The sequence below is a fragment of the Metabacillus indicus LMG 22858 genome, assembly GCF_000708755.2.
Classification (GTDB): Bacteria; Bacillota; Bacilli; order Bacillales; family Bacillaceae; genus Bacillus_P; species Bacillus_P indicus.
Genome location: NZ_JGVU02000006.1, coordinates 161,712 through 178,738, shown reverse-complemented (window position 1 = coordinate 178,738; position 17,027 = coordinate 161,712). Strand labels below are relative to the sequence as shown.

Annotated in this window: 20 protein-coding genes and 1 riboswitch; of the genes, 15 read left to right on the top strand and 5 right to left on the bottom strand. The window is 44.7% G+C overall.

Going from position 1 to position 17,027, the window contains the following annotated elements; translation table 11 throughout:
- Positions 1-245: 245 nt before the first annotated feature.
- The 8 genes from AZ46_RS15420 (at position 246) to AZ46_RS21780 (ending at position 8,429) form a co-directional block, all read left to right on the top strand.
- On the top strand, positions 246-1,103 hold the full coding sequence (locus tag AZ46_RS15420) for a DUF72 domain-containing protein (RefSeq protein WP_029284203.1): 858 nt from the start codon (positions 246-248) through the stop codon (positions 1,101-1,103).
- A gap of 19 nt (positions 1,104-1,122) precedes the next feature.
- Positions 1,123-1,947, top strand: coding sequence for a sulfite exporter TauE/SafE family protein (locus AZ46_RS15415; protein WP_029284201.1), 825 nt, complete (start codon positions 1,123-1,125; stop codon positions 1,945-1,947).
- Between the two features lie 33 nt (positions 1,948-1,980).
- The gene (locus AZ46_RS15410; RefSeq protein WP_029284199.1) at positions 1,981-3,381 is read left to right on the top strand and encodes a bifunctional metallophosphatase/5'-nucleotidase; all 1,401 of its coding nucleotides are present in this window, start codon (positions 1,981-1,983) and stop codon (positions 3,379-3,381) included.
- Between the two features lie 61 nt (positions 3,382-3,442).
- On the top strand, positions 3,443-3,745 hold the full coding sequence (locus AZ46_RS15405) for a YunC family protein (RefSeq protein WP_029284197.1): 303 nt from the start codon (positions 3,443-3,445) through the stop codon (positions 3,743-3,745).
- Positions 3,746-3,847: 102 nt separating this feature from the next.
- Complete coding sequence (gene yunB, locus AZ46_RS15400) at positions 3,848-4,615, top strand: sporulation protein YunB (RefSeq protein ID WP_029284195.1); 768 nt, start codon at positions 3,848-3,850, stop codon at positions 4,613-4,615.
- Between the two features lie 121 nt (positions 4,616-4,736).
- Positions 4,737-4,919: riboswitch (Lysine riboswitch) on the top strand.
- 127 nt (positions 4,920-5,046) lie between these two features.
- Positions 5,047-6,603 (top strand): Na+/H+ antiporter NhaC family protein, encoded by a 1,557-nt coding sequence (locus AZ46_RS15395; protein ID WP_029284193.1) that lies wholly within the window; start codon positions 5,047-5,049, stop codon positions 6,601-6,603.
- 216 nt (positions 6,604-6,819) lie between these two features.
- Positions 6,820-8,325, top strand: a complete 1,506-nt coding sequence (locus AZ46_RS15390) for a sodium-dependent transporter (protein ID WP_029284191.1) — start codon at positions 6,820-6,822, stop codon at positions 8,323-8,325.
- Positions 8,325-8,429, top strand: a complete 105-nt coding sequence (locus AZ46_RS21780; protein WP_139015515.1) for a methionine/alanine import family NSS transporter small subunit — start codon at positions 8,325-8,327, stop codon at positions 8,427-8,429. Before AZ46_RS15390 ends, AZ46_RS21780 begins: the two co-directional genes overlap by 1 nt.
- Positions 8,430-8,467: 38 nt before the next feature.
- Here the strand turns inward: AZ46_RS21780 and AZ46_RS15385 are convergent, their stop codons facing one another.
- Complete coding sequence (locus AZ46_RS15385; RefSeq protein ID WP_051827386.1) at positions 8,468-9,448, bottom strand: M23 family metallopeptidase; 981 nt, start codon at positions 9,446-9,448, stop codon at positions 8,468-8,470.
- Between the two features lie 223 nt (positions 9,449-9,671).
- Between AZ46_RS15385 and lipA the strand changes: the two genes are divergently transcribed.
- Entirely contained in the window at positions 9,672-10,568 is an 897-nt protein-coding gene (gene lipA / locus AZ46_RS15380; RefSeq protein WP_029284187.1) for a lipoyl synthase, read from the top strand.
- A gap of 45 nt (positions 10,569-10,613) precedes the next feature.
- On the opposite strand, the gene AZ46_RS15375 is transcribed toward lipA, so the two are convergent.
- Positions 10,614-11,288, bottom strand: a complete 675-nt coding sequence (locus AZ46_RS15375; RefSeq protein WP_029284185.1) for a YhcN/YlaJ family sporulation lipoprotein — start codon at positions 11,286-11,288, stop codon at positions 10,614-10,616.
- A gap of 109 nt (positions 11,289-11,397) precedes the next feature.
- Between AZ46_RS15375 and AZ46_RS15370 the strand changes: the two genes are divergently transcribed.
- Positions 11,398-11,673: a YutD family protein gene (locus AZ46_RS15370; RefSeq protein ID WP_029284183.1), complete on the top strand. Its 276-nt coding sequence runs from the start codon at positions 11,398-11,400 to the stop codon at positions 11,671-11,673.
- Between the two features lie 31 nt (positions 11,674-11,704).
- Here AZ46_RS15370 and AZ46_RS15365 read toward each other — a convergent pair whose 3' ends face one another.
- Together AZ46_RS15365 and AZ46_RS15360 are read right to left on the bottom strand one after the other, a co-directional pair.
- Complete coding sequence (locus tag AZ46_RS15365) at positions 11,705-11,992, bottom strand: hypothetical protein (RefSeq protein ID WP_029284181.1); 288 nt, start codon at positions 11,990-11,992, stop codon at positions 11,705-11,707.
- A gap of 51 nt (positions 11,993-12,043) precedes the next feature.
- The gene (locus AZ46_RS15360) at positions 12,044-12,310 is read right to left on the bottom strand and encodes a DUF3055 domain-containing protein (RefSeq protein ID WP_029284179.1); all 267 of its coding nucleotides are present in this window, start codon (positions 12,308-12,310) and stop codon (positions 12,044-12,046) included.
- A 121-nt stretch (positions 12,311-12,431) separates the two neighbouring features.
- On the opposite strand from AZ46_RS15360, the gene AZ46_RS15355 reads away from it, so the two are divergent.
- Both AZ46_RS15355 and AZ46_RS15350 read left to right on the top strand, forming a co-directional pair.
- Entirely contained in the window at positions 12,432-12,869 is a 438-nt protein-coding gene (locus tag AZ46_RS15355) for a DUF86 domain-containing protein (protein ID WP_029284177.1), read from the top strand.
- Between the two features lie 265 nt (positions 12,870-13,134).
- Positions 13,135-13,905, top strand: a complete 771-nt coding sequence (locus AZ46_RS15350; protein WP_029284175.1) for a TIGR01457 family HAD-type hydrolase — start codon at positions 13,135-13,137, stop codon at positions 13,903-13,905.
- A gap of 50 nt (positions 13,906-13,955) precedes the next feature.
- Here AZ46_RS15350 and AZ46_RS15345 read toward each other — a convergent pair whose 3' ends face one another.
- Positions 13,956-14,456, bottom strand: a complete 501-nt coding sequence (locus AZ46_RS15345; protein WP_029284173.1) for a phosphatidylglycerophosphatase A family protein — start codon at positions 14,454-14,456, stop codon at positions 13,956-13,958.
- Between the two features lie 163 nt (positions 14,457-14,619).
- On the opposite strand from AZ46_RS15345, the gene yutH reads away from it, so the two are divergent.
- From yutH to AZ46_RS21995, 3 genes are all read left to right on the top strand, one after another.
- Entirely contained in the window at positions 14,620-15,618 is a 999-nt protein-coding gene (yutH, locus tag AZ46_RS15340) for a spore coat putative kinase YutH (protein WP_029284171.1), read from the top strand.
- 64 nt (positions 15,619-15,682) lie between these two features.
- Positions 15,683-16,648 (top strand): 2-hydroxyacid dehydrogenase, encoded by a 966-nt coding sequence (locus AZ46_RS15335; protein WP_029284169.1) that lies wholly within the window; start codon positions 15,683-15,685, stop codon positions 16,646-16,648.
- Between the two features lie 53 nt (positions 16,649-16,701).
- Positions 16,702-16,875 carry a hypothetical protein gene (locus AZ46_RS21995; RefSeq protein WP_158001668.1) on the top strand — a complete coding sequence of 58 codons (174 nt, stop codon included), beginning with the start codon at positions 16,702-16,704 and terminating at the stop codon, positions 16,873-16,875.
- Positions 16,876-17,027 lie beyond the last annotated feature (152 nt).

Genomic DNA, 17,027 nt, shown 5'->3' with positions numbered 1-17,027 from the left:
AACCGGGATAAGCGCACTTAGCCAAAGTGCAATATCTGTGAAAGTGTTCTAAAGCCGAGATAAGCGCACTTAGCCAAAGCGCAGCCTCCCGCAAAATGTTCTAAAAACAGCTCACGCATATTTCACAGTATTCAATCCCTTAATCACCTCTTCCAATCAACTGCACAAACCATCCAGAATGAAAATTTTTCATCCATGTAGTATCATAAAAGAACCGATACGTACGAAAGGAGGCTGAACGCAGATTGATCTATATTGGATTGACAGGCTGGGGAGACCATGATTCCCTGTACCCTAACGGAATTGCAGCAGGGGAGAAACTGAAGGAGTACTCGGCCCATTTCCCGGCAGTTGAAGTGGATGCAAGCTTTTATGCGGTTCAGCCTGTAAGAAATGCAGAAAAATGGGTGAGTGAAACTCCTGAGTCATTCAAATTCATAGTGAAGGCTTATCAGGGAATGACAGGCCATCAGCGCGGGGACATTCCCTTTGATTCGAAAGAAGAGATGTTCGCAGCCTTTCTCAGGTCCATTGAACCCTACATACGGACAGGAAAGCTTGCCATGGTGCTTTTTCAGTTTCCGCCGTGGTTTGACTGCAAAAAGGAGAATGTGACCTATTTAAGATGGTGCCGCGAGCAAATGGGAGACGTTCCGGTTGCTCTTGAGTTCAGGCATCAGTCGTGGTTTACTCCGGAAACACGCGAAAAAACGCTCTCCTTTATGCGGAATGAAAAGTGGATTCACAGTATATGCGATGAGCCTCAGGCAGGCAGCGGGTCGGTTCCGGCAGTTGTGAAGGCCACAGACTCAGGTAAAACGCTGATCCGGATGCACGGAAGAAATGTTCATGGCTGGACGAAGCCTGCTAAAGGAGAAGAATGGCGCGAAGTGAGATATTTATACAGGTACAATGAGAACGAGCTGAATCAATGGGCAGAATTTATTGAAGAACTGAAAGAGGTAACAGAGGATATTTTTCTCCTCTTTAATAATAATTCCGGCGGAGATGCTGCTGACAATGCGAAACAAATGCAAAAGCTGATGAAGATTGAATATGAGGGTCTTGCGCCGAGGCAGCTGGACTTGTTCAGCGGAGAATAGAAAGAGGCGGGTTGTTTAAATGGAATGGATTTTCCTTATTTTCATAGGCTTTATAGCAGGAACAATCGGCAGCCTTGTTGGCCTTGGGGGAGGCATTATTGTCGTTCCGGCCATGCTGTTTTCATCAGGTTTTTTTACGATTTTTGAAGGAGTTTCCCCTCAGACAGCGGTCGGGACTTCGCTCCTTGTTGTCATTTTCACAGGCCTTTCCTCTACACTCGCCTATATGAAAAAGAAAAAAGTGGATTACAGGAGCGGACTGATCTTCTTTATCGGGAGCGGGCCTGGAGGAATAATTGGAGCATATGCGAATCAATATTTAAACACGGATTCTTTTTCCCTGTATTTTGGTTTATTTATGATTTTCGTTTCTGTTTTGCTGATGCTCAGGGACAGACTCAAACCGAGTGCGAGACAGCTTGGAGAAAAAGAGATTGTCCGTACATATCAAGGTGAGCAAGGTGCGGAGGGAGTCTATTTTTATAAACCCGTACCGGCCATCATCATTTCATTTGGCGTTGGTTTTTTGTCCGGTCTTTTTGGCATTGGCGGCGGTGCCCTGATGGTGCCTGCGATGATTCTCCTCTTTTTCTTCCCGGCACATATAGCTGTCGCAACGTCTATGTTTATTATTTTTCTCTCTGGTCTGACAAGCTCGGTTATGCATGCGGCTCTTGGAAATATAAACTGGCTGTTTGCTCTTGCTTTAATACCAGGAGCCTGGGCAGGAGGAAAAGCAGGTGCGCTGATTGCCTCAAAGCTTTCTGGAAAAGCGCTCATCAGTCTGCTCAGGATTGTCTTGATCCTTGCGGGACTTAAACTGATTTATGAAGGTGTTTTCTAAAACCTGAACACCTTTTTGAAAAGGGGACTATTGATGGCTGAGACCATTCATTTATATCATACAAACGATTTGCACAGTTATTTTGAGAACTGGCCTATGGTTGCTCACTACTTGAAGCGGATGAAAAAAGAGCATGCAGAAGATGGGGAAGAGATGCTGCTTGTTGATGTCGGAGACCATCTTGACCGTGTGCATCCAATCACGGAAGCTACGAATGGAAAGACGAATGTAGAGCTATTGAACGGCTTGGAGTATGACGCTGTGACCATCGGCAATAATGAGGGGATAACGCTGCCGCATGATGCGCTGGATACTTTATATGACCGGGCAGTATTTCCGGTCATTCTTTCAAATCTTTATACAGAGTCAGGGGAGCGTCCCCGCTGGGTGGAGCCTTATAAAATCTTCTCTTTTGCAAACGGAACTAGAGCTGCCGTTCTTGGTGTCAGCGTCTTCTATGAGAAGTTTTATCAGCTTCTCGGATGGAAAGTAACGGATCCGTTTCAAAGTCTTCGCGAAACGCTGGAGTTGATGAAAGACCAGGCGGATATCATCATTCTGCTTTCTCATTTAGGGATTAATGACGATGAACTCCTGGCTGCGGAATTCCCTGAAATTGACGTCATTTTAGGTGCCCATACCCACCACGTCCTGGAAAAAGGGAAGCTGGTGAATAATGTGCTTCTTACAGGTGCGGGGAAAAACTGCAGCTTAATCGGCCACGTGGCATTATCAGTTGACGGTGACACGCTTTTGTCAAAAACGGCAAATGTCATTTCGGTTGCTGCAGAGCCGGAATGTGAAGATGTAAAAGTGTTTCTTGATGCGGAGAGGAAGAAAAGCGATGAGATTCTGTCAGAGGAAGTGACAGTGCTTGACAGGGATCTCACGCTGGACTGGTTTGGTCCTTCTGACTTTACAGCCCTTCTGGCATCAGCCGTCAAGGAATGGTGCAAAGGCGATGTGAGCATGGTCAATGCCGGGCTGCTGCTGGAACCTTTACAAGCAGGCTCAGTGACGAGAAAAGACCTGCACAGGATCTGTCCGCATCCAATAAACCCCTGTAAAGTGCAGTTAAAGGGAGATGTCCTGAAAGAAGTGATTGCAGAATCACGGACAGAAAAAATTGAACAGTTGAGATTAAAAGGGCTTGGATTCAGGGGGAAAGTAATGGGCCGGATGATTTTTGACGGAATCGAGGTTCGCAGTGAGCAGAAATCAGACGGTTTAAATCACATTACGGGCATTCTTATACAAGGGGAACCGATTGATCCTGACCGCACCTATGAGGTTGCGACAGTCGATATGTTCACTTTGGGCGTGCTTTACCCTTCCATTTATCATGCAGAAAAGAAAACCTATTATATGCCTGAAATGCTGCGTGATGTCCTTGCCTGGAAGCTGAAACAGGGACATTCGTACAAGAATGCCTAGTTTTCACACTCAATGCCTCCTGCCTTCATAAATTACAGAAGGAAGGGAGTGTGAAAGAACGATGGTATCCATGACACCTATTATGATTGGAAGTCATCAATTTACAGCTGTAACGGTTGCTTTACCTAAAACAAATTTCATGGCTGTTACAAGCGACAAAGGGTACATTATGTGCGGCGCACTCGATGTAGCGCTGCTGAATGAAAAATTGAAAGAGCGGGGAATTATTGCAGGGAGAGCAGTCGGCGTCCGGACGATCGAACAGCTTCTTGATGCTCCGCTTGAATCCATTACCTTTGAAGCCGAAAACCGCGGAATCCACGTAGGAATGAGCGGAAGAGATGCCCTGCTTAGAATGCTCTGAGTCGAACTGTATAACATCATTGTTTTAATAGATAACTTCAAAAAAATAGCGTACATCCCTCCTTACATGCATAAATATAGCTTGTAAAGGGGGGATTTATTTTTGGCCAGATTCCGCAGCCGTCCTCATAAAAAAGGGCCGCTTCCTTTCAGATATGTATTCCTGCTTTCACTCGTCTTTTTTATCTTATCTACAGCTGCGGGGCTGTGGATTGTTAATAAGGGAATTGAACCGACATTAATGACGGTGGCTGAAACCGAAACAAAACGGATTGCGACACTTGTTATCCAGAATGCGATTAACAAGGACATTAAAGAAGATGTAGATGTGGATGAAATGTTTGTCGTTGATACGGATGAAAAAGGGAATGTGACGACAATCGATTTTAACGCCAAATTTGTCAGAAGCGTGCTTGCCAAGACAACCGACAAGATTCAGGCGAATTTAAGAGAAGCTTCCAAAGGTAATATTGACGCGCTTGAACTGCCGGAGGGCGAGCATCTTACGAAAGATAAACAGGGCGAGGGAATCATCTACTCGATTCCGCTTGGCCAGGCAACGAATAATGCACTGATTGGAAACCTCGGTCCGAAAGTGCCCGTCCGTTTTTACGTTGTCGGTGAGGTGCAGACTGATGTGAAGGAAACGATTCAGCAGTATGGAATTAACAATGCGCTGATTGAAATAGCAGTTGAAATTGAAGTGAATGTCGAGGTGGTCATTCCGTTCTCCACACGAACTGCTACAGTAAGAAACAACATCCCGATTGCGATTAAAGCTGTTCAGGGGCAAGTGCCAAGCTATTACAACGGGGGCGGAGGAAGCTCACCTCCTGCGCTTGAAGTTCCCGTGGAATCAACTGGAAGGTAAGTTGCTGTTGATAGATTAGGAGATTATTGATATAATCCAACTAGTTAATGAGCTGCTTTTTGGGGCTAAAGAAATATGTCCGTTAAATCAGCATACAAATTGAATACTTCACCTTGTCTCATGATGAGGTAGAGGCGCGAAAAAGAAGAGTAGATAGTGTGAGGATGACAACTGAGATCACTATACAAAAGGCTTTTTTGCCGAAGTTATGCAGCATGCGTCAACATCTGCACAGCTGGGGTTACCTTGAATAAGGGTAACACTGTCATTGCAGGGATATCTGCAATGGTGGGCTACTGATCGTGGAGGATAACATAACATTACCTAAAAAGAGTAATGATAGTTATTTTCTATCGTACTCTTTTTTATTTGCACTTTTTTATCCTTGCATCGTGCCGGTAGCCCCATTACTAATTCCAGGAGGTTTTACCATGTCAGGCACTATTTATTCAATTCTTCCCCCGATCATCGCCATTCTGATGGTCATACTTACAAGGAAAGTCCTTCTTTCACTAGGAGTCGGAATCCTTTCCGCCGCACTTATTCTCACAAACTTTTCCATTGGAGAAACCCTTTCGAAAATCTGGGGAGCTTTTAAAGCCATCTTTGTTGCAGACGGAGAGCTCAATACGTGGAATGTGTTCATTCTTCTTTTCCTGCTTATCCTTGGCGTTGTGACTGCGCTGATTTCCATTTCAGGCGGAAGCAGGGCGTTTGGCGAATGGGCTCAAAAGCGTGTTAAAACACGGGCTGGTGCTCAGTTTACCGCTGCACTTCTGGGCATTATGATTTTTATCGACGATTATTTCAACGCACTGGCTGTAGGTCAGGTCAGCCGTCCGATTACAGACCGGCAGAAAGTTTCAAGAGCCAAGCTTGCCTATATTATTGATTCAACCTCTGCGCCAGTGTGTGTTGTTTCTCCGGTTTCAAGCTGGGGAGCGTATATCATTGCCATGATCGGGACCATTCTTGCAACCCACAGTGTTTCTGAATATACCCCGTTGTCTGCTTTTATGACGATGGTTCCTATGAATTACTATGTGTTCGCTGCACTGGCTCTAGTTTTTGCAACGGCCTACTTCAACATCAATCTCGGCAGCATGAAGTTTCATGAAGAGCGGGCTATGAAAGAAGGCGTATTGTTTGATCCTGAAAAAGAGCCGCTCGGAGATATTAAGGAAGATCTGCCTGTTAGTGATAAAGGCTCGATCGGAAATCTTGTCTGGCCGATTATTGCCCTGATTATTGGAACAGTAGGCGCCATGCTCTGGACCGGGTATGAAGGCGTTCTAGCAGAAGATGGCGTTAAAGTGACGCTTCTTACAATGTTTGAATACACGGATGTGGCGAAGTCGCTTGTCATTGGAGGACTTATCGGTCTCGTGGTTACACTTGGTTTATATTTAGGCAAAGGCATCTCTTCTGCCTACTTGCCAAAAGCTTTCCTTGAGGGCATTAAATCAATGCTTCCGGCCATTTATATTCTGACGCTTGCCTGGATGATCGTTGATTTGATCGGCCAGCTGAAAACAGGAGAATACCTTGCAGGGCTAGTAGAGCAGTCAAACATGAATACAGCCTTCCTGCCTGTCATTCTGTTCGTTCTTGCAGGTTTTATGGCGTTTGCTACAGGAACGTCATGGGGAACATTCGGCATCATGCTTCCGATAGCAGGCGAAATAACGGCTGCAACTGATATTTCGATGCTTCTTCCGGCAATGGCGGCTGTCCTTGCAGGAGCTGTACTCGGAGATCACTGTTCTCCTATTTCAGATACGACGATTCTATCCTCTACTGGAGCGGGAAGCCATCACATCGACCATGTGGTGACGCAGCTTCCATATGCAGTGTCAGGAGGAATCATGGCAGCTCTTGGATATTTAGTTCTTGGACTTTCCGGAAGTATGATTCTGGGACTTTTGACAGTAATTGTGCTTTTAATTGTCTTTATCCTTATTTTCAAGAAAAAGGCAACAGCTGTTTAACAAATAAGAAAAAAGCAGAGTTCACGCGGACTCTGTCTTTTTTTTGCGAGAAAATATGACAGATTTATCATTTTACTATAATAAATTTCAAAAATCATTTTGACTTAGGCATAATGTCCGATTATACTATGTATAGTTATATTGAAATATCAGAAAATATTAAAAATTATAATTCTTCCAAATTCGGAAGAAAAGGCTAAAGGGGGCTTTACACAAATGGATAATCGTCCACAGTGGGGAACAAGGGCAGGCTTTATTTTAGCGGCTGTCGGATCGGCAATCGGACTTGGAAACATCTGGCGTTTTCCTGGAGTGGCGTACGAAAACGGCGGAGGATCGTTTTTCATCCCGTACCTTTTCGCATTGCTGACAGCAGGTATTCCCCTGCTTGTAATGGAATTTACTCTAGGTCACAAGTACCGCGGTTCTGCACCTTTAACGTATGCACGGTTAAGCAAGAAGTTTGAATGGCTCGGATGGTGGCAGGTTGGAATAGCATTTGTCATTTCTACTTATTATTCTGTCATTATCGCATGGGCAATATCATACAGCGGTTTTTCATTAAATTTAAGCTGGGGAAAAGACACTCAAACGTTCCTCTTCAATGATTACCTTCAAGCTGCAGCGCCTGGCGAACTTGGCGGATTTGCACCTGGAGTTCTCATTCCGCTCCTGATTGTATGGGTGGTTACACTTGGTGTTTTATTTGCCGGAGTTAAAAAAGGGATTGAGCTTGCAAACAAAATTTTCATTCCGACTTTAGTGGTCTTATTCTTAATTATTGTTATCCGGGCATTAACACTTGAAGGTGCTGCACTAGGTCTTGAGGCATTTTTCAAACCTGACTGGAGCATGATTGCAAACGGCAAGGTGTGGGTTGCTGCTTACGGGCAGATCTTCTTCAGTTTATCGATTGCATTTGCCATTATGGTTACGTACTCAAGCTATCTGCCTAAAAAATCGGATATTACAAACAATGCGTTCATTACGGGTTTCGGAAACTCTGCATTTGAGCTTCTTGCAGGAATCGGGGTTTTCAGTGCACTTGGTTTTATGGCTATGCAGCAGGGCGTTCCGGTAAGTGAAGTCGTTTCTAAAGGAATCGGTCTTGCATTTATCGTATTCCCGCAGATTATTAATGAATTCCCGGCATTTAACCAGCTTTTCGGATTCTTATTCTTCGCATCCCTGACGCTTGCCGGACTTACATCTCTCATTTCGATTGTTGAGACATTTGTTGCGGGTGTACAGGATAAATTCAATGTTTCCCGTACGAAAGCCGTGCTGTTCGGAGGCGGAGTTTCAGCTATTATCTCTCTTCTGTTCGCAACAAGAGGCGGCATCAACTTCCTTGATGTAGCAGATGAGTTTATCAACAGCTTTGGTGTGGCTCTTGCAGGACTTGTAGAAGTAGTTGTTGTCATCTGGATCCTTAAGCAGGCAACAAATCTTCAAACTCATGCAAATCAGATTTCCGACATTCAATTAGGTTCTTGGTGGAAGATCTGTCTGGGTGTCATCACTCCAATCATCCTTGGCTACATGATGATTGATAAACTTAGAGCTGAGCCTTACGGCGGAGGATCTTACTCAGGAGAATTCCTGCTTTACTCAGGCTGGCTCGTTGCAGCGGGCGCATTAATCGTCGGCATTCTGTTCTCCTTTATTTCATGGAAGAAGGATACAATTGAATTGCCGGCTGATAAGGAGGTATCACGCTGATGAGTGGTGGAGCTATTACAATGATGGTAGTCGGTATTGTTGTGATTTGGGGAGGTCTTGCAGCAAGCATTGCAAATGCAGTTGTGAAGGCCAAAAAGTCATAAAATGTTCGGGCCAGTCCTTAAAAGGGCTGGCCCGTTTCTTATTTACGCTTTCTGTACTCGGCACGTTCCCAAACCTTAAGCTGCGGAAAAGGGTCATAGGACCATTCTGTTCGTCCATTGTCCTTATACATTCCGTAATGAAGGTGCGGGGGGAACTTGCCGGATGTGCCTGGTGGGCCGTAGCCTGAGCTTCCCACAGAGCCGATGAGCTGCCCGGGTTCAACAATCTGTCCCACTTCAAGACCGTCTGCAAACCCATTTAAATGAGCAAAATAGTGATACGTGTTGGTGCTGTCGCGAATGCCGAGTCTCCAGCCGCCAAACATGTTCCACCCTTTCATTTCAATGATGCCATAGCAGGTGGAACGAACGGGAACACCGTAATTAGCAAAAATGTCGGTTCCTTCATGGATCCTTCTGCCGCCCCATCCGCGGGCATCTCCCCATGTGTTTTTGTAGCTGTAGTTAAATCTGATTGGAACCGGGAACGCATGCTGATCAAGATCCAGCCTGCCGTATTTTTTGAAAAGCTTCATATGTCCTGTAATTAAACCGATGGATTTATCGCGCTGGTAATAATCCCAAAGCCCGATTTTAATGTTTTCAAAATCAGTTCCATACGAAAGGAGATAATCGGCAAAGGATAAAAGAACATCTTCATCATTCGTGGGGTCTGCTCTCCCGTCTCCATTTCCGTCTATGCCAAGCCCGCCAAACAGCGCGATGCTTGCAGGGTTTGTGTCAGACTGATTTGGATTTTGGATGCCGGCCCATAATTCTGGACGAATATAAATGCCAATTACGCCCTTCGCTTTCGGAATATCATTGCGTGTTCTTCTCACATTGCGCTCATATTGATCAACAGATGCCAGCACATACCAGGGAATCTGAGTAATGGTCTCTGCATTTTTAAACAGAATCATTCTCTCCTGATTGATTTCTTCTGTGCTTTTCTCTGATCCAAGGACAGAGTGCGGTTGAATAAAGCAAAGAAAACATACACTAAACAGGGTCAACATTTTTCTCACATTACCGGTCTCCTTTACCCAATTTCATAACCTTAGTTTGGTGCTTCAGGAAGAATTCATATGTAGAAAATGTTAGTAATTGATCCAATTTCCATCCTTGTAGAACCGCACTCTGTTATGTTAAAGTGACAAGTGTACGTTTTAAGCGAATTTTCCTTTTTTCCTGATTATTTTGCCTAAAGAAACCTGACTATACATACTGGAGATGATTCAGATGGCTAAGAAAGAAGAATACCTGAGAAAGCCTGACTGGCTAAAAATAAAACTGAACACCAATGAAAATTACACAGGCCTTAAAAAAATGATGCGCGAAAATAATCTTCACACCGTTTGTGAAGAGGCAAAATGCCCGAACATTCACGAATGCTGGGCTGTGCGTAGAACGGCGACGTTCATGATCCTCGGGGACGTTTGTACCCGTGCATGCCGATTCTGTGCTGTCAAAACGGGCCTCCCAAACGAGCTTGATCTCAAAGAGCCGGAACGCGTTGCGGATTCAGTTGCCCTGATGAACCTGAAGCATGCGGTTATTACAGCGGTTGCCCGCGATGACCTCCGCGATGGCGGTGCCAATGTATTTGCTGAGACGGTTCGCGCTGTCCGCCGCAAAAATCCGTTTACTTCAATTGAAGTTCTTCCATCAGATATGGGCGGAGTGGAAGAAAACCTGAAAATTCTCATGGACGCAAGACCGGACATTCTTAACCATAATATTGAGACGGTTAAACGCCTTACACCAAGAGTCAGAGCCCGCGCCAAATACGACCGCTCCCTTGAATTTCTCCGCCGTGCGAAAGAAATGCAGCCTGATATTCCGACTAAATCAAGTCTGATGATCGGGCTTGGAGAAACAAAAGAAGAGATTATCGAAACAATGGATGATCTTCGCGCTAACAATGTTGATATTATGACAATCGGCCAGTATCTCCAGCCGTCCAAAAAACATCTTAAAGTCATCAAATACTACACGCCGGAAGAATTCGCAGAACTACGCGAAATCGCCATGAGCAAAGGCTTCAGCCACTGTGAGGCAGGACCGCTTGTAAGGTCTTCCTATCATGCAGATGAGCAGGTCAACGCTGCAACAAAAGCGAGACAGGCTCAGGCTTAATAGCTTTTCATAAGAAAAACCCGCATAGCTGCGGGTTTTTGCGTTTTATTTATATCTAGATTCCTGATATTTATCCTTCATATCCTGATCCAGTTCCTCGTTTGTTTCGCCGTAGCCTTCTCCGTTAGGGTTTTCGCCTGTGTTGAGCTTGCGTCCCTGAGGGGATTTGAGCATTTCTTTGATTGTGCTGTTGATGATTTCGTCAATGTCACGGCTGTTGGCGTCAAGGCCCGAATAGCCTTCAATTTGCTTGATCATTCCCGGCTGGTCTGAGACATAGACATGATAATATCTTGGAATGGCGGAGATCGCTGCTTTCTTGACCATATCAGCGGTTTCAAAACGGTCTCTGTTTTTCTCCGCTTCATAGGCAATCAATACTTCTTCATCTGTTACAAGGGTAGCAGCATCCTCTATGCCAGGCAGCTGGATTACAAGATCTGATATCACATTTGCCAGCTGTTCATGGTCGATGCCGGGAACTTTGTTGTAGTCAATATCTCTGGCGAGGCCGCTTTTTTCGTGGCGGACATACCCAAAGTTTGACGTTGTGTTCTTTTCTCCTTTTTTCATCCCATCTTCGTTGTACAATTCGTTGCGGTCGTTGACATTGACCGTATTACCGCTTTCTTCAAAAAGGTCGTTTTCACTAGCTGTATTCTGGCATCCCGTGATGATGGCAATCCCGATTATGGACGCCGTGAACGCGATTTTCTTCATCGCAAACACCTCCGTAACCTTAGGTTTGCCAAAACATATCCAAACTTTCTTAGCAATTGATGGGGAAATCGATTATGATAGTAAATAATGCGGTTGAGAGGTGATAGTTGTGATAACTGTTCAAAATCATACTTTTGAATTGATTAAGGACGAGCGGAACGGCTTTAATGAAGAAGCATTCAAAGCGCGCTACTCTGAGATCCTGAACAAGTACGATTACATCGTGGGGGATTGGGGCTATAATCAGCTCAGGCTGAAAGGCTTTTTTGATGATCAGAACCAAAAAGCATCCTATGACACGAAAATCAGCACGCTTGACGAGTACATATTTGAGTACTGTAACTTCGGCTGTGCGCATTTCGTTTTAAAACGAATAAAGAAATAAGCCGCTGCGTAAAACAGCGGCTTGTATTTTTCTATTTGGCTGTATATGGAGGCTCTTCATTTTTCTCCGGGTCATCATGTGTCGGATGCGCTCCCGGGTACTGTCTTGGCAGGTTCTGATGAAGAGATTTGAATTCATAATTAAACGCACTGTAATAGCGCTGGCCTTCTTTCCACTCCGAGCTTTTATTCTCTACGGGTGTATTCTTTCCTCTTGGAGCGCCGTAAGGGCCTTCCGGTGTTATTTCCGGCAGGATGAAATTCCGCATGCTTTCCACATTCGAAAAATCCGTATACTCCCGTTTTTCTTTATCATCCATTCAAGATCACCTGCTTTTTTACTTATTGTGCAGTAGCAGGACACTTCTTAATCAGACAATTTCATACAAAAATTCTCTAAGTTCATTTGCCTCATTTTCATCAAGGCCGTAAGCATGTTCAATATAACCGGGCTCATTTAAATCATCTTCGCCGATAATGGCAAAGCGGCTGCTGAGCAGGTTCAGAACAAGGTGCTTTCCGTAATAGCGGTCGGATCTTACAATCGCCAGGTCAAACCGGCTGTTCTCTCCCATAAAGCTTACAAATCGTGTCTTTGTTTCAACCGTATCATCATATAAAAAAAATCGTTCAGACATCCATAATTCCCCTCTCATGCATCATTGTCTCTTAATAATAGCAGACGTCATCCAATCCTGAAACAAAGTGCTTTGAATGTGGTAAAATAAAAGCATTCAACTGTGCTGGGAGTGTAATGGGATGTATTTTGTCGATCGTGAAAAAATAGAAGAAACGCTTGTTTATTATGAGAAGAACCTGACTCTTTTTTCTGAGCAGAAGAACTGGGACACTGACCTTGAATTGAAAGCGCTTGAACGGCTTGCCCACATGCTGATTGAAGCCGTTTTAGATACAGGCAATGCCATCATCGACGGATTTATCATGCGTGACCCCGGGAGCTATGAAGACATCATCGACATCATGCTCGATGAAAAAGTAATCGGCGCTGATGAAGCAGACGGACTGAAAGCGGTAATCTCCTTCCGCAAGCAGCTCGTGCAGGAATACCTGGGCATTAACCACGGGGAATTAACACAATGCCTCCAGGAGCAAGCAGCCATACTTGCTTCATTTCCGGCACGTGTAAGAACCTATCTCGAAAATGAACTGGGACCCGTCTCTGCTTTTAGACATTAACAAATGAACGGATTATAATGAAGAGGCGCAATGATAATATTGCGTCTTATTTTGCTTTCTTCATAAAAAACTTGATTTAGATAAAATTTTTAAGCTCCAGTGGACTGCAGCGGAAGGCACTTGACTCCTTGTCCAGCTGCAGCGCCCAACTCCTCTGTCAGAACAAAATCCCCCAAAAAGTCAAATTTTTTGCTCCCCGCGGAAAGCAAGTGACTGGAGCGAAAGGGAACGGGTAAAATATAAAAATACAGGGAGTGCACTCACTTTGAAAACATACAATGGCTACTTAATTGACCTCGACGGAACGATGTACCGCGGCAAAGAGCGGATTGAAGAAGCAAGCGACTTTGTCAAATTGCTGATCGAGAAAAAGATCCCCTATCTGTTTGTAACCAACAATTCATCAAGAACACCCCAGCAGGTAGCAGAAAAGCTCAACACGTTTGACATTCCTGCAAGTGAAGATAAAGTGTTTACAACAAGCCAGGCAACAGCCAATTTTATCTGGGAGAAAAAGCCGGATGCATCCGTTTATGTCATCGGGGAAGAGGGGATTCAAAAAGCTCTCATCGAACGGGATCTGCAGCTTGTAGATGAAAACCCTGATTTCGTCGTATCCGGAATCGACAGGGATATTACTTATGAGAAACTGGCTCTCGGCTGCATTGCCGTCCGCAATGGTGCGACGTTTATCTCTACAAACGGTGACATTGCCATTCCAACAGAACGCGGACTTTTGCCGGGAAACGGTTCTCTCACATCTGTCATCGCTGTCAGCACAACTGTAGATCCGATCTTTATCGGCAAGCCTGAAAGTATTATTATGGAACAGGCTTTGAAAGTGCTCGGCACAAAACCTGAAGAAACACTGATGGTAGGGGACAACTATGACACAGATATAAAAGCGGGGATGAATACAGGTCTTGATACCCTGCTTGTCCATACTGGCGTAACTCTGCGGGAGCACCTTGTGAACTACGATGAAAAGCCGACCTATACGGTTGATTCTCTTTCTGAGTGGTTTGAAAAAATATAAAGACAACCAAAAAGCTGCATCCTATTCTCTGGATGCAGCTTTTTGTGAACTCACTCTGTATTCTTCGCCCTGTGCGCCAGTCTGCTTGAGGCGGCGGCAGCGATGGCTCCAACGATGTCATCAAGGTAGGTATGGACCATTCCGGATGATTTATCGTTCAGGAATTTAAGGATTCCCGGTTTTTCTTTATCAATGTATCCGTAGTTGGTGAATCCTATTGATCCGTAAATGTTGACGATGGAGAGAGCGATGATCTCATCAACCCCGTAAAGGCTTTCGTCACTTTCAATGATGGCTTGCAGGGGTTCTTCAAGCATTTTCTTTTCAGCCAGGATATCTAATTGAATGCCGGTAAGGATGGCATTTTGAACTTCGCGTTTTGCAAGGACTCGATCTATATTTTCTAAACATTGATCGATTGTTAATGAAGGATGATATTTGACTTGCAGGAAGTATACGAGTTCTGCGATGTCATTGAGTGTGACTCCGCGGTCTGTTAACCATTGGCGTGCTGTTTTTTCGACAATGTCCATCTGTTCTTTATCTTTCATCCATTTCACCCAATCTTTTTTACCATTTTACGCAAATGGCTCTCTTAGTGTGTAACGAAAATGACAATCATTAAAAAGTGTTTAACTGCAGGGCCAAATTATACATAAATCGGCTAAGTTGCGATTACGATAGGATAAGGACTTTTTATACATGGGGGAGAATCTGGTGGAAAAATTGATTCGGGAACAGTACGGGCTTAGAATTGGAGAGACATTCCGGGTAGGTCACTACGATGCGTTTTCGCATCATCAGCATGTGTATTTAATTGTGCCGGTTTCCCACTATGAAGATGAAGAGCTTTATGAGCTTTACCATATGAGCCAGTACCTGCTTGAGCGGGGAGATCCGTTCGTGGCCGTCTTTTTGCTGACAAAACAAGGGAATTTGTATATAGAATGGGAAAAGCGGAAATACGGCATTCTGAAAACATCGTACGTGCAGGGAGAGCGGGTGTTTCAGGTGGGCAGAGAGCTTGCGCGTTTTCATCAGAAGGCGAGAAGCTATCCGTACCAGGTGTCTAAAATCAGCCGGATCGGGCAGTGGAAAAATCTCTGGGAAAAGCGGACAGATCAGCTTGAAGGCTTCTGGAGGGGCAAGGTGAATTCCCAGCCGCTTGATTCATTTGAGAAGATGTTTGCTGAATCGTTTCCATATTATATGGGGATTGCGGAGAATGCCATTCAGTATTTGGTCGACACAGAGCTTGATGATGAGCCGCAGCCGATTGATTCTGCGACAGTATGCCACAATCGCTTTTATTCCCATACGTGGAGGTCTTCAGGTCTGGTTAAGGTTCCGACAGACTGGGTGTTTGATCATTGCAGCAGGGATATTGCGGAATACTTGAGAAACCAGTTTTTTGAGGAGCCGGAGTCGCTCCGTCAGGAAGGTTTTCAGTTTTTAGAGGACTATGACAGGACAACGCCGCTGTCGTCTTTTTCCTGGAGGCTGATCTACAGCAGGATGCTCCTTCCGATTCACTATTTCGAATGCATTGAAGATTATTACTTATCCGCTGAAACCGATAAGCCTTATTATGAGGCGAAGCTTGCAGATATGCTGAAAAACTCTTCAAGATACGAAGGGTTCCTGAAATCCTATGAACAGCTTCTGTCGATGAGAACGAAAAAAATTTATTTGCCCTCCATTCACTGGCTGTAGGCTTATTTCCTCCCTCTCATGCCTGATATGATAAGATAAAAGAAAATGAGTAAAGGGTGAGAGGATGGAAATGCCTTCTGTATTTGTTGCGAGAAAGCTTCCGGAAGAAGTTTTGAAAGCGCTTAGAACGTCCGCTGATGTCGAGATGTGGGATAAGGAAGATGAAGTGTGCCCGAGGGATCTGCTGCTTGAAAAAGCAAAAACCTCTGATGCTCTTCTGACCATGCTTTCTGACCAGGTCGACAAGGAGCTGCTTGATGCGTGTGAAGGGGTAAAAGTAATCGCCAATCTTGCTGTCGGCTATGACAATGTGGATGTGGAATATGCGAAGGAAAAAGGCATCATCATAACCAATACGCCGGATGTTCTGACGGAAACAACAGCAGATTTAACTTTTTTGCTGCTCATGTCTGCTGCAAGAAGAGTGACGGAAGCGGCAAATTACATAAAAGAAGGAAAATGGACAAGCTGGAGCCCGATGCTGCTTGCGGGGGCAGATGTCCATCATAAAACAATCGGCATTGTCGGGATGGGGAATATAGGACGGGCTGTTGCCAAGAGGGCAAAAGGGTTTGATATGAACATTCTTTATCATAACCGTTCAAGAGATACGGAGGCGGAAGAAAGTCTCGGAGCCGAATACAGGTCATTTGAGGACCTGCTGCAAACGTCTGATTTTGTTGTCTGCATGACGCCATTAACAATCGAAACAAAAGGGATGTTTGATGCCGGCGCTTTCCAAAAAATGAAACAGGAGGCCATTTTCGTCAACACTTCGCGCGGAGGCACCGTTGTCGAAGAAGACCTGATTGCGGCACTTCGGAACGGTGTGATTGCAGGAGCGGGGCTGGATGTATTCGAAAACGAACCGATCCGTGCAGATCACCCCATTTTGCAATTGGAAAACGCTGTGGCGCTTCCCCATATAGGAAGTGCTACACGGGAAACGAGATTTGCCATGATGGCATGCTGCATAGAAAACATTAAACAAGTCCTTGAAGGGAAAAAGCCGCTTACACCTGTCCGTTAGATTAGCCGTTTGGAAAAAGGGGAATAAGACCTTCAAAACGGGAGGGATCTGACTTGAACAGTTTTTTAGTGCAGTATACGGATAAAGAAACGATGGAACGGGTTTTTGACGGCCCTGTTTTTCCTACAGAGGAAGAAGCAATGAGGGAAAAAGAAAAACTCGAAATGAAGGGTCACATGGATGTAGTTGTCGAAAGCGAGAACGACATTCAGCTTGACCGCGAATAACACGTGCGTGCGGGAGATTTCCTGCACGCTTTTTTAATGGAGGACAATCCAACCAGTTTTACAAAAAATATAAACAGCGGTCCAACAGGAAAGAAAGCGATTACAATAAAATTACTGAAAATTCTCTATTGATAAGCAATGGCACACTGTTT